Here is a 13122-nt window from a genome sequence, read left to right on the forward strand (position 1 = left end):
GGGGACCATGGCGCATACGGCGAAACAAAAAGACTATTTCCCATATCTGTTGCTGGTGCCGGCGACGGTCGTGATGGTTTCAATCGTTGCGTATCCGCTGTTTGAGACCTTCCGGCTGTCCTTTACCAACACCAGCATGAGCCCGAAATTCGAGTATGTCGGGCTGGCGAACTACGAAAAAATCATGTCCCGCCGTTTTCCGGAAGTGATCGCCCGCACCTTTTATTGGATGGGTCTTTCGGTCGCCCTGAAAATGCTGATCGGCACGCTTGGCGCCGTTCTCTTGAACGCAATGGTTCCCGGAAGAGCTCTGTTCCGGATCCTCGTGATGCCGCCCTGGGTCATTCCGATCGCGATCGGTGTGTTCATTTGGGGTTGGATGTACAATGGCCAGTTCGGCATGCTCTCTGGGATGGCTCAACGCCTGGGCATTTTGAGCGGTCCGTTCGAGTTTCTGGCCTACAAGAACTCGGCCTTCATGGCGACCATCGTTACCGACGTCTGGATCGGTGTTCCGATGGTCACGCTCTATCTCCTGGCAGCCATGCAGTCCATTTCCAAGGACCTCTATGAGGCAGCCTGGGTTGACGGCGCGTCCCGCTTCTATCGCTTCCGCAGGATCACTTTGCCGCTGATTTTCCCGTCAATTGCGACGATGGCCCTGCTATCGGCAATCGCGACCTTCAATTCGTTCGACATCATCTGGATCCTGACCGAAGGCGGCCCGCGCGGCGCCACGACAACAATGATCATCGATACCTACAAGACGGCCATCAGCCGGTTCAAATACGGCGAAGGCGCTGCGCGAACCGTCATGATCGTGTTGTTCCTCGGCTCCTTCACATTCATCTATTTCGTGCTGCTCTCGCGCCTTGCCAAAAGGAGCCCGAACAATGCTGCATAAGTATCGCTGGTACGAATATGTCCTGATCTATTGCGGGGTTGCGGTTTTCCTGACCTTCGTGCTTGCCCCCTTCGTGGAAGCCTTTGTCGTTTCGCTTCGCCCACTGAGCGGCCTCTTTTCCATCCCGTACAAGTTCATTACGGACGAGATGAGTTTCGATGCCTACTTCTCCATGTGGAAGAACGTGCCGCTGCTCTGGCGATACATGCTCAACTCCTTCTTCATTGCGACGGTTGTGACCGCACTTGGTTTGCTGTGCATCATTCCGGCGGCCTATGCGTTTGCCCGGTTTGAATTTCCTGCCCGAAACTCCCTGCTCGGGATTTTCATCGCGGTGAACATGTTTTCCGGCGCCGTTCTGATCATTCCCTTGTTCAAGCTGATGCAGCAATACGGATTGTTGAACACATATTTTGCAATGATTGCGCCCGGCACTGCATTTGTCATTCCGACCGGCATCTGGCTGCTGCGTTCTTATCTGGTCCGCATACCGAAGGAGCTGGAAGAAGCTGCCTGGGTTGATGGTGCGGGAAAGATCTACACGCTCGTTCGCGTGATCATTCCCGTGGCTCTGCCGGGGATCGTCGTCGTCACCATCACCGCGTTCATCACGGCCTACGCACAACAATTTATCTATGCACTGACCTTCAACTCCGTGAACGAGCTCAATCCGCTTCCGGTGGGCTTGTTCCAATTCTTCGGACGGCAATCGGTCGTCTGGAACGAACTCATGGCCGCCAGCCTTGTGGGGATCCTCCCCGTTCTGTTCGTCTATGTGTTCTTGCAACGCTACATCGTCGCCGGGCTCACCGCTGGCGCTGTCAAAGAATAACAATAATGAAAAATCCAACCAGAAAGGGAAACAGATGACATTGAAATCAATGCTCTTGGGTGGCGCATTCGCCATGACCTTCGTCACTGCCGTTCAGGCGGAAGACAAGACGATTCACATGATCAATTGCGGCGACAACACCGGTGCCGGAATTCCGATCCAAGAAAAACTGATCAAGGACTGGGAAGCCTCAAATCCCGGTTACAAGGTTGAAGTCGAATTTGTGCCCTGGGGACAATGCCAGGAGAAATCCACGACCCTCGCCAGCGCAGGCAACCCGCCCGCCGTCGCCTACATGGGTTCCCGGACGCTAAAACAGCTTGCAGCCAACGATCTCATCATCCCAGTCGACATGACCGAGGAAGAAAAAGCCACTTACGCCGCGCCGATCCTCGGCACGATCACGGCGAATGGCCAGCAATGGGGCCTGCCGCGCGCATTCTCGACCAAGGCGCTTTACTGGAACAAAGACCTATTCAAGGAAGCCGGTCTCGATCCTGAAGCACCGCCCAAGACCTGGGACGAGATGTACAACGCAGCCAAGGCAGTCAAGGACAAAACCGATGCCGATGGTTTCGGACTTGCGGCCGCGTCCTTCGACAACACGATGCACCAGTTCATGAACTACGTGTACACGAACGGTGGTGAAGTCATCAATGCAGACGGTGAGATCGTCTTCAACTCGCCAAACAACGTCGAAGCTCTCGCCTTCTACGGAAAAATGGCCGAAGTCTCGCAGCCAGGCCCGGTTGCCTACGACCGAGCGAAACTTCGTCCTTTGTTCTCCGAAGGCAAGATCGGCATGTTTATTTCCGGTCCCTGGGAGCGTGTTCGCGTCAAGGACGTCAACTGGGGCGTAGCCCCTCTCCCGCATGGTCCGAACGGTGGTGCCGGAACCCTGCTGATCACCGACTCCCTCGCCGTATTCAAAGGCTCCGGAGTGGAAGAGCAGGCTCTTTCTCTGGCAAAACTCCTGACCAACCCGGAAAACCAGATGGCGTTTGAGATTGCCGAAGGTTACACGCCGCTGCGCGACATGCCGCAGGTGCAGGAAATCGTGAAGGAAGATCCGACCTGGAAAGCCTTCCTCGATGCGATCCCGACCGGTGGTCCGGAACCGTTCGTAACCGATTATGTCGGTCTTCAGGACACGATCAACGAGGCTGTTCAAGGTGTCGTTCTGGGTGAAGTAGAAGCGGCTGAAGCCGTTGAAATCGCCGCCGAGCAACTTGAGGAATTCAAGTAAGACCTTGGGCACTGACCGGACCCTCGGCATCCCACGCCGGGGGCCCGGCCAACTCTTATCAGAAGGAATGACCATGGGTGAGTTGCTGCTGCGCGACGTACGCAAAAGCTATGGCCTGATGGAAGTCATCAAAGGCGTTGACCTTGAAGTCGAACATGGCGAGTTCATTGTCTTTGTCGGCCCATCGGGATGTGGCAAATCAACATTGTTGCGCATGATTGCCGGGCTGGAGGAAATTACAGGCGGTGACATAACGATCGACACAAAGGTCGTGAACGACCTACCACCGGTCAAACGCGGCATCGCCATGGTGTTTCAGTCCTATGCGCTCTATCCGCATATGTCGGTGTATGAGAACATCGCCTTTCCACTTCGCGTGGAACGCCTCTCCAATGACAAGGTGGAGGAAAAGGTTCAAAACGCAGCTGGCATCCTTCAGCTAACCGAACGTTTGCAACATAAGCCAGGGGAGCTATCCGGAGGACAGCGGCAGCGCGTTGCCATCGGTCGTGCGATCGTCCGCGAACCATCGGTCTTCTTGTTCGACGAACCACTTTCCAATCTTGATGCGGCACTGCGCGCGGAAATGCGCGTCGAACTGGCAAAGCTGCATAACGATCTGGATGCGACGATGATTTATGTCACGCACGATCAGGTCGAGGCCATGACTATGGCCGATCGGATCGTTGTGCTGGATCATGGCGTCATTTCTCAGGTAGGGACACCGCTGGAGCTCTATCACAAGCCTCAGAACCTCTTTGTCGCAGGCTTCATAGGTAATCCGAAGATGAATTTCCTGCGCGTCCTCGGCAAGCACTCTGATGAAGGAGGTGTCGTGGTCACGCTGCCTTCCGGACAAGACCTGAAGGTAAAAGTTGCTGCAACGAGTGACGTCGCCGGCCGCACTCTCACCCTGGGGATCCGGCCGGAGGACCTGACACTGAAACCGTCCGATGCGGCCATAGAAATCATCCCAAACGTTGTGGAACACCTTGGCATCCATACAGTGACCTACAGCTCGGTTGACGGAGCAAGCAACATTTTCTGCGCCTTGCTGCCAGGATCTGCGCCCGCGAAGGTTGGCACCCCGATATCCATGGGGCTCAACGGTACGGAATGCCATCTGTTCGATGAACAGGGAATGGCATACGACCGGCTGCTGTCAGTCTCTGCGCTCGATCCGGCTGAAATGCATCTTTGAGATCAGACACATCTTCAAAAAAATACGGCCGCTTTGAGAGCGGCCGTTTCAGTTGGACTGCAAATAGGCGGGCAAGCCCTCTGGAGGACTAGACGACTTGCCCACGGGCGGCGACGTTTTCAATTCGTGTCACCACGCCGTCCCTGTGAAACACCAGTCTGTCGAACAAGTTCGACACCACGCAGGTGTGGTTCGGGATAACTCTGATCCGCTCGCCGATTTCCGGCTTTGCTCCGGATTTGCTCAGATCGACAACGGCATGTTCTTCGCTCAGGGCGGCAATCGATGCATCCGGATATTCAACGATCAGTCCGTGATCGCTGAAACCCAAAAGATCCGAAGTAAGTGCTTTCGATCCCGCATCGAGAACGGCACGTGTTTCCGTCGGACGCGATACGACCGTCGCGATGATATGCATCGCGCAATCGTCAAAGTCGCACATTCCAGCCCGCACCATGGACCTGTCATTGAAGATATAAGTGCCGGCACGGTGTTCCGTCGCGCTTGGTACCAGGTCAGAATCGTAAAGGCTCGGCGAACCTGCGTGGGAAACCACGGCGCATTCAAGTCCGGCCTGCTTCAACAGGCCGATGGCCTCGGAGAAGAATGTTTCGACCGCAGCCTCGGAAGACGGTTTCGGATAGGTCAAAAGGCCATGAAACTCCAACCCCGGAGATCCGGCAATCTTCTTCGCAAGGTCCAGTGCTGCCGCAGGCGATTGCACCCCGTTTCTCCCAGCACCGGTGTCGCATTCCACAAGTACTTTCAAGGGAAGATCATCGCCGAAAGCCTGTGCGAGAGCCTCAACGACAACCTCATTGTCGGCAACAACTTGCAGATTTACACGGGCTTGAAGCGCCTTGAGCCGCTCCAATCGCGCATTTCCGAGCATGTTGAACGTGATAAGGATGTCGGTAAATCCAGCATCAGCGAACACTTCTGCTTCACTCACCTTCTGGCAGTTTATGCCTTTGGCTCCTGAGGCGATCTGTTGAGCGGCCAAGGCAGGTATCTTGTGCGTTTTGATATGCGGTCGAAAATTCCTGCCGATCCGGTCGAAGTATTCCTGCGCGACCGAAATGTTTGTTTCCATAATCTTTTCATCGATTACGGCCACCGGCGTGAGCAGGTCATGAATGGAAAGTCCAATGGTCATTGCTCAGCCTCCCTGCCTAACAGCAATTTTCACTTCAGCGTCCGGTATCTGCGCCAAGTCTGGTGCCTCTTCGCAGATCGGCCAGATATCTCGTGGCGCTTTCCGGTAGGGCGTTGTCTTCGGATCATTCGGATATGGTCGACCTGCAGCACAATAAAGGATCAACGGGCTTACCCGGGAGAAGGACTGGTGAAAGTGGTTTGTGGACTTGACCACCAGTATTCTACGGTCCTTCGGCTCGATCCCGAAATTGGAAAACAGGCTCGTGTCGAAACACTGCGCCCTCGTCGAATTGAGGATCACCTCGATATCCCCCACCTTGATCAGGCTCGCATCTCCAATAGGCACTCGACTTTCACCGAACCACTGTTCGGCATTTCTGATGTTGCGGATCACTTCAATTTCAGCGTCGATCGGCATCCCTGTCTCAGGCGCCGACTTTGCCCCGAAGCGCAGTTGCATCCGTGCCCTCTCACCTGCAGCGTGACAAAGCTGAACCGCAATCGGGTCCCAGATGGTGCCGAACGCGATGTCGGACAATCCACGTTCGATAGCCTCCTGCAGCATAACGGTTGCATCACCAGCAGTGCCACCACCGGGATTGTCCCACATATCCGCAATGGTTACTGGCGTTTCCTGGAACGCAAGCGCTCGGTCATAAGCTTCCGATGGACTTAGTTCAGTGCTTCTGACCCGGCCGCGCAACGTATAGAGCGCTTCACCGAGATCCTGTGAAACGGTCGAGCCGAGATTTTCATCATTGTCGGTGACGGCAAGAACCTTGGTTCCCATTTCAGGAACATCGCCTGCCATGAACCCGTGAATGATCGAAAGCGACAAGACACCGGGCGTGTTCTTCTCCCGTTTGATCATATCATCCACAAAGCTGCGCATCGGTTCGGTGGAGGTAGGAAAGACCTCTATCATTTTGGGATCGTAGACACTCATGACCGGCTTCACCTCACCGGAGACGGTTTGACCGGCAATCCTCCAGGCGTCGGTGGCACGCTCGACAAAATCAGAGTGTGGAAATTCCTTGAAGGCGATCAGGACATTCGCTGCTTCCAGTCTCTTGCGTGTCAGATGGCTGTGGGGGTCTATTGTTGCGATGATTGGCGTTTCCGGACCAACGATCCGGCGAACTCGTGCCAGAAGGTCGCCTTCCGGGTCGTCATACCCGTCTGCCACCATCGCGCCATGCAATCCGAGCATGATCACGTCAAAGGGCTTGCCAGCCTCTAGCTGAGAAAGGATCTCATCGCGCAAACTTTCATAGGTGGACCTTGCAACGAGACCTGCAGGGTCTGCCCAGGCAGCAGTTCCTTCCACCAGCTCCCAATCGTTCTGGTGCGCAAACCGCCTGCCCTCGGTTATCACAGCTGAGCACAAGGTCGGCGTGTCGGGATGCTCGCCCGGACGCGCCAGGAGAGATGCCTTGAACGCGTTCAGATCAATCCGGATTGGAGAGAACGTGTTGGTTTCCGTTGCAAGGACCGCCGTAAATGCGCGCACTCGGGCCATGATCAGTTCCCGACGCCAAGAGGATTGGGCAAATATCCTGTGAAACTGCAAATCAGCCAACGGCCTTCCTTGCGAACACAATAATAGAGTGTTTGCCAAAGAAGGCGATCTACACCTCCATCGGATTTTCTGATCTCGCCGTCGAATTTCTTCCGAGCGATTGCGCGATCGCCATTGATCTCGATCTCGGTCAAACGCGTCGCATTGAAGATGGCTGACCTGGCGTCCTCGGCAAATTCGGTTTCAGCAAATTCTCCTGCCTGGCGAAGCCATTCTTTCCTGTACGTTTCCAGATCAGGAAAACCGAGCTGCCAGTCATCAGGATTAGGGATCTTGCAGGCGTCGATCCCGAAAAAAGCACTTTCGTCGAAGTCGTTAGCCACCATCGACCAGTCTCTTGTCACAAACGCGTCGATATCACGCTGAACCAGCATGTCCCAGATCTCGGCACGATCAGCATCCTTGCCTGTAAAGGGATTGAGTTGACTATCGACTTCATTTCGCATTGCGGAAACCATTTTCATTTTGATGGTTGCTTTTTCAAAAATATAGGAGTGAAATAAAACCAATGTCAAACCACTATGTAAATCATTTTCAAATTGGAGATCAGAATGACCATTAAGCGTTATGGTGCAGATAAGTCTGGAGCTGGCGGACAGAACCTGCCTTTTGCCCGTGCGGTGGAAGCTGACGGCTGGCTGCATGTTTCCGGTCAGGTCGCCATGAAGGACGGCGAAATAATCAGTGGGGGCATTGTCGAGCAGACACATCTGACCATCAAGAATGTCATCGCGATTCTTGAAGAGGCGGGATACGGACTGGAGCACGTGGTTCGCGTTGGTGTGTGGCTTGATGACCCGCGCGACTTCTGGTCGTTCAACGGCGTTTATAAGAGCTATTTCGGTGAACATCCGCCAGCCCGCGCCTGCGTCCAGGCGTCGATGATGGTCGATTGCAAAGTTGAAATCGACTGCATCGCTTACAAGAAGCCGGATTAAGCAAATGCGAGACATCCTGTCGGTTTTGCAGGACGTTGAGCCTGACCTTTCAAAGTCGGAACGAATTCTGGCGACGCTTTTGCGCGGAGAAGCAGATTTCATCGTCAATGCAGGCATTACCGATGTCGCCGAACGAGCTGGAGTTTCCCCTCCCACTGTGACACGGTTTTGCCGACGACTGGGCTGCGATAGCTTTACCTCCTTCAAGGTTCAGGTCGCACAGGTCGCCTTCGCCGGAACCCGCTACCTGCAGGCAAATGCGACTTCCGTAGCCCCACGGGATGTCGCCGACAGTTTACTGATCCAGTTGCAGGAAGCTGCGACCAAGACGCGGGAGACCCTGGACATTGATGCTGCCTCGCGCGCAGCGGATGTCATCAGCAATGCAGGGCTCGTGGCAGCATTCGGGGCTGGTGGAACGTCGTCAATGATCGCTGATGAAATGCAGAACCGGTTGTTCCGTCTCGGGCTGCGTTCCATCAGTGTTACAGACCACGCCATGCAGCTGATGCAGGCAGCCACGCTCAGCCACGGTGATGTCATCGTTGCCTCTTCGGTGTCCGGTCTGAACCAGCAATTGGTACGCGCTCTCGAGGCAGGCAAGACCTATGGCGCCACGGTTATCGCCCTCACCCGTCCCGACCGACCTGTTTCTTCCATGGCTGACATCACCATCGCCATCGATCTCCCGGAAGGCGAAAACATCCTCCGCCCGAGCACCAGCCGGTACGCCTATCTTTACGTGACAGATCTCCTTGCAACATTCGTCGCCATGAAGCGCGGCGAGGAATCCAGGGAAAGTCTGAGGCGCGTCAAACACCAGCTCAGCAATTCACGCGATGAAGACGACAAGGAAGCACTCGGTGACTGAAAAAATCCTAGAACCGGTTGCCGTGGTCACGGGCGCGGCGGGCGACATCGGGTTCGCGATTGCATCGCGGCTTGCGGCTACCCACCAAATTGCTGCCGTTGATATTGACGGCGACGCGGCGGCAGCAACTGTCAAACGCCTTCAGCAAAGTGGCGCAAAGGCATTGGCCATTCAGTGTGATCTGACAAATCCGGAAGATCTTGCGCACATGGCTGAAACCGCAATGCGTCCAGGGCCTGTCAATGTTCTGATTAACAATGCAGGTGCAGCCAGCGCGCTTTCACTGCACTCCATGACCGCGGAAAACCTCTCTCATGATCTTTCCCTGAACCTGGCTGCGGCGCTGAACTGCTTCAAGGCTCTGGAAGATGCCTTGATCGAGAGCCGCTCTGGAAATGTGGTCAACATCGCGTCGGTCAATGGTCTCGGTACATTCGGTCACCCGGCTTACAGCGCCGCAAAGGCCGGGTTGATACATGCTACAAAAGCGATTGCCGTCGAATATGGCAAATATGGTGTCAGAGCCAATGCGGTTGCTCCCGGAACAGTCAAAACGCAAGCCTGGAAGGCCCGTGAAGCCGATAACCCTGGCGTCTTTGACGAAGCTCTGGCCTGGTATCCCTACAAGCTTTTGCCGGAACCTGAGGATATTGCCGCAACCGTTGCATTTCTGACCAGTCAGGCAGCCCGCTGCATTACCGGAATTTGCATTCCTGTCGACAGTGGACTTACAGCCGGATCAACGGCGCTTCCCCGAACCTTCACTCAATCATCCGACTTTGACGGAACATGAATCATGACCAGTTTTGTTCTCGACAGCTACTACTTACCGTCTGAAAAACCTGAAGATTCTCGTCTCGAACTCGCACTTACCAATCTCGGCACAAAACCCCTCAAGAACTTCATCATTGCCTTCACATCCGTAACGCGTGCCAGCTCCGATGCGGTTTTGGAGAACGCGGAAAGCTTCACCCGAATAGCGAATTTCCACGAAATAAAACCGCTGGACAATGCGGAACTGCGGCCTGGAGAGACCTGGAATTTCGCGATCAAAGGACTGGTCAATTCCGCAAAGCATAGACTTGATGGCCCAAAGTCCGGTTATGTTTCGACGGAGGGCAAAGTTCTCGACGTTCAATGTACCGACCTTCGAGCTCCTGACGACCTGACCACCGGCGAGCGAAAAACCGTTCCGGAAGGAGAGCTGCGGGAACCACTTTATTTGAGCCCTTGGCCGCAGTCTGTGCAGATCACTGGATACAGTGAAGACACCCACGCGTTCGTGCTGACAAATGCCGAGCAGGAAGACCAGAGCGCCGCAGCCAAGATCAATGCGCTTTCCAATCGCCTATTCCCCAAAGCCCCCTACCCGTTTCAGTTCTCACAATCACCAGATCTGCAACAGTTGCGATTTGAAAAGAGCGGCGGCATGGCCAGGGAAGGCTATCAACTTAGTTGGTCGCTGGATGGTGTAACGCTTCGCTATGGCAGCGCGACCGGGCGCGACTATGGGCTGACGGCACTGGCGCAAATTGCATATGGCGTCTACAGCGCTCCGGAAAGCTACAAATTTCCTTCAGCTGGTGTCATTAGCGATGCTCCCCGTTTCTCCTGGCGTGGAACACATCTGGATGTGTCCCGACATTTCAGGGGCGTCAGCGATATTCTGCGCTTGCTCGATATCCTTGCCTGGGCCCGGATGAATATCTTTCAATGGCACCTGACTGACGATGAGGGTTGGCGACTGGAAATCAAGGCCTTCCCGGAATTGATCCAAAACGGAGCAAGACGGGGACCGGGATGTCGGCAGGTTCCTCAGCTCGGCTTTGCCTCGGAAGTGCATGAAGGGTTTTATACCCAGGAAGAGGTACGAGAAATCGTAGCGCACGCAGCCAGTCTGAACATAGACATCCTGCCTGAAATCGACATTCCGGGCCATTGCACAGCGGTCCTGAAAACTTACCCGCACATGGCAGACCAGGCCGAACCGCCGGAAAGCTATCATTCGATCCAGGGTTATCCGAACAACGCACTCAATCCCGCGCTGGAGGGAACATATGACTTCCTGAAGAAGGTCTTCACCGAAGTCGCGGAGCTGTTTCCGTTCGATTACATTCATATCGGGGGAGATGAAGTGGACACCAGATCCTGGTTGGCCTCACCCAAAACCCAGCGTCTGATGGAAACTGAAAACCTCAAAGACACAATGGAGGTGCAGGCCTACTTCATGTCCCGCATCCGGGGAATGCTGAAGACACTCGGGAAGAAGCTTGCCGGCTGGGACGAAGTCTCGCACGGCGGCGGCATCGATCCGGACGGCGTATTGCTTATGGCGTGGCAAAAACAGGAGGTGACCAGAGAACTCATTGACGAGGGTTATGAAGTCATCTGCACGCCAGGTCAGAAGTTCTACATGGACATGGTTCAAGGTTCTTGCTGGCTGGAGCCGGGAGCAAGCTGGGCCGGCATTGCGACACCGGAGGCAAGCTATCAATACGAACCCTCAGAAGGTCTTGCGGAAAACAGCCTGAAACTTCTGCGCGGCGTTCAGGCTTGCATCTGGTGCGAGCACATGACCAACAACGAGATTTTCAACCATATGGTCTTCCCGAGGCTTTATGCCGTCGCCGAAACCGGCTGGACACCACCAGGAAACAAGGACTGGCAACGTTTTTCCTATCGAGCCCCACTTTTTCCAACGCTTTGAGAAACTTTGGGAGATTGACGCATGAAAATCGCGGTTGGCGGCATCCACACTGAATGCAGCACTTATTCACCGTTGCTGCAAACCACTGATGATTTCACCGTCACCCGCGGTTCAGATCTGTTGAAACAGACCGGTCTCACCGACACCCGGTTCACGAACGCCGTGTTCCAGCCCCTGTTTCACGCCCGATCTGTGCCAGGTGGACCTGTTTCCACCTCCTGCTATCAGGAGTTCAAATCTCAGTTTCTGACAGCACTTCAAGATAACCTACCTGTCGACGGCGTACTGCTTATCATGCACGGAGCGATGCACGTTGAAGGGCTGAATGACGCCGAAGGCGATTGGATCGCTGCTGTTCGAGAGGTCGTTGGGTCTGAGGTGCCAATTGCTGTCAGCTATGATTTGCACGGTAACGTCACCCAAAAGATCGTCGATCAAATCGATGTCTTTTGCGCCTACCGGACCGCGCCACACATAGACGTCCTGGAAACCCATCAACGGGCCGCAGAAATCCTGATCGATCAACTTTGCGGTGGCCCCAGGCGATTTGTTGCCTGGGCTCCAATTCCGGTTCTATTACCTGGAGAAAAGACCAGCACGGAAGATGAACCAGCAAGGTCTCTCTATCTTTCCCTTCCAAACTACAATCAAAGGTCAGGCATCTCCGATGCGAACCTGATGGTCGGTTACGTATGGGCAGATACTGAAAGAGCCACCGCCGCCGCTGTGGTAACCGGAACGGACATCGATGACGCAGTTTCAACAGCAAAAGAGATCGCAGGTACTTATTGGGCAGCACGAACCGCATTTGATTTCGGAGTAGAGACAAAATCTCTGGCGGCATGTCTGGAAGACGTGTCGAACACAGCCTCATTTCCCGTAATTCTGGCTGATAGCGGCGACAATCCAACCGGCGGCGGTGTCGGCGATCGAAGCGACGTTCTCCATGCCTGGCTCGAACGTGGTTTGGAAGGAGGGATCTTCGCCGGCATCGCAGATCCGAAATCTGCGCAAAAGGCCTGGGACACCCCGGTAGGAGAAACAGTCGACCTTTCGATTGGGGGTGGGTTCGGCAGCACCTGCCCGCCTGTAGTCGCCGGGGCGGTTGTCGGCAGCAAAGCAGGCAGTGCGAGTGATAGGAACCGAGAGGTTCTTGTTCATATATCCGGGAACCTGGTGATACTGACAGAACGCCGCCGTCCGTTTCACAATCTGAATGATTTTAGACGATTTGGAATTGAGCCCGCTGAAGCCCGGTATCTCGTGGTCAAATCAGGCTATCTGTCTCCAGAACTCGCCCCACTGGCAAATCCTGCCAGAATGGCGCTTACCGACGGGGCGGTTAATCAGAATATTCCCTCGCTGAAAAACGTTTATCGTGCCGTTCCCTGCTTTCCGTTTCATGATGATTTCGACTGGACGCCCGTGGCGCGGGTTTCCCGACGGGCTTACATGTTTCCCTCCAAACCAGCCGAGTAGCTGCAGGAGGGAACGCACAACACTTCTCCGCCTAACAAACGTAATTTCGGGTCGAATGCTTTCTCCCGCTAACCGTGCGTTTTGAACAAAACTCTCCGGTGAGTACAAGCCACTTCTCCAACACATCGATGAATGCGGTGGCAGCTCAATATTTGGCCTTATTTATTTAAGTAATCAAAATTAGGCAGGTCTCGATGAACGTGCAGA

Annotated in this window: 12 protein-coding genes; 9 read left to right on the forward strand and 3 right to left on the reverse strand. The window is 54.6% G+C overall.

Features of this window, described 5'->3' with window-relative positions; all coding sequences use genetic code 11:
- Positions 1-7: 7 nt before the first annotated feature.
- From ABLQ08_RS16210 to ABLQ08_RS16225, 4 genes are all read left to right on the forward strand, one after another.
- Entirely contained in the window at positions 8-904 is an 897-nt protein-coding gene (locus tag ABLQ08_RS16210) for a carbohydrate ABC transporter permease (RefSeq protein ID WP_352944104.1), read from the forward strand.
- Positions 894-1736, forward strand: coding sequence for a carbohydrate ABC transporter permease (locus ABLQ08_RS16215; RefSeq protein WP_352944106.1), 843 nt, complete (start codon positions 894-896; stop codon positions 1734-1736). Before ABLQ08_RS16210 ends, ABLQ08_RS16215 begins: the two co-directional genes overlap by 11 nt.
- Positions 1737-1770: 34 nt before the next feature.
- Entirely contained in the window at positions 1771-2982 is a 1212-nt protein-coding gene (locus ABLQ08_RS16220; RefSeq protein WP_352944108.1) for an ABC transporter substrate-binding protein, read from the forward strand.
- A gap of 73 nt (positions 2983-3055) precedes the next feature.
- The gene (locus tag ABLQ08_RS16225; protein WP_352944110.1) at positions 3056-4183 is read left to right on the forward strand and encodes an ABC transporter ATP-binding protein; all 1128 of its coding nucleotides are present in this window, start codon (positions 3056-3058) and stop codon (positions 4181-4183) included.
- A gap of 88 nt (positions 4184-4271) precedes the next feature.
- Here the strand turns inward: ABLQ08_RS16225 and ABLQ08_RS16230 are convergent, their stop codons facing one another.
- Genes ABLQ08_RS16230 through ABLQ08_RS16240 form a run of 3 tightly spaced genes read right to left on the reverse strand, consistent with a single transcriptional unit; the run spans position 4272 to position 7384 of the window.
- Positions 4272-5339, reverse strand: coding sequence for a D-TA family PLP-dependent enzyme (locus tag ABLQ08_RS16230; protein WP_352944112.1), 1068 nt, complete (start codon positions 5337-5339; stop codon positions 4272-4274).
- A 3-nt stretch (positions 5340-5342) separates the two neighbouring features.
- Entirely contained in the window at positions 5343-6851 is a 1509-nt protein-coding gene (locus ABLQ08_RS16235; protein WP_352944431.1) for a M81 family metallopeptidase, read from the reverse strand.
- A gap of 11 nt (positions 6852-6862) precedes the next feature.
- Positions 6863-7384: a hypothetical protein gene (locus ABLQ08_RS16240; RefSeq protein WP_352944114.1), complete on the reverse strand. Its 522-nt coding sequence runs from the start codon at positions 7382-7384 to the stop codon at positions 6863-6865.
- Positions 7385-7471: 87 nt separating this feature from the next.
- Between ABLQ08_RS16240 and ABLQ08_RS16245 the strand changes: the two genes are divergently transcribed.
- From ABLQ08_RS16245 to ABLQ08_RS16265, 5 genes are read left to right on the forward strand one after another with little or no spacing between them, the layout of a single operon-like run.
- The gene (locus tag ABLQ08_RS16245) at positions 7472-7858 is read left to right on the forward strand and encodes a RidA family protein (protein WP_352944115.1); all 387 of its coding nucleotides are present in this window, start codon (positions 7472-7474) and stop codon (positions 7856-7858) included.
- A 4-nt stretch (positions 7859-7862) separates the two neighbouring features.
- Positions 7863-8729 carry a MurR/RpiR family transcriptional regulator gene (locus tag ABLQ08_RS16250; protein ID WP_352944117.1) on the forward strand — a complete coding sequence of 289 codons (867 nt, stop codon included), beginning with the start codon at positions 7863-7865 and terminating at the stop codon, positions 8727-8729.
- The gene (locus tag ABLQ08_RS16255; RefSeq protein WP_352944119.1) at positions 8722-9522 is read left to right on the forward strand and encodes an SDR family oxidoreductase; all 801 of its coding nucleotides are present in this window, start codon (positions 8722-8724) and stop codon (positions 9520-9522) included. Before ABLQ08_RS16250 ends, ABLQ08_RS16255 begins: the two co-directional genes overlap by 8 nt.
- A 3-nt stretch (positions 9523-9525) precedes the next feature.
- Positions 9526-11436 carry a beta-N-acetylhexosaminidase gene (locus ABLQ08_RS16260; RefSeq protein WP_352944121.1) on the forward strand — a complete coding sequence of 637 codons (1911 nt, stop codon included), beginning with the start codon at positions 9526-9528 and terminating at the stop codon, positions 11434-11436.
- A 21-nt stretch (positions 11437-11457) separates the two neighbouring features.
- The gene (locus ABLQ08_RS16265; RefSeq protein ID WP_352944123.1) at positions 11458-12915 is read left to right on the forward strand and encodes a M81 family metallopeptidase; all 1458 of its coding nucleotides are present in this window, start codon (positions 11458-11460) and stop codon (positions 12913-12915) included.
- Positions 12916-13122: the final 207 nt, after the last annotated feature.

Origin of the sequence: Roseibium sp. SCP14, from assembly GCF_040329475.1 — a bacterium.
Classification (GTDB): domain Bacteria; phylum Pseudomonadota; class Alphaproteobacteria; order Rhizobiales; family Stappiaceae; genus Roseibium.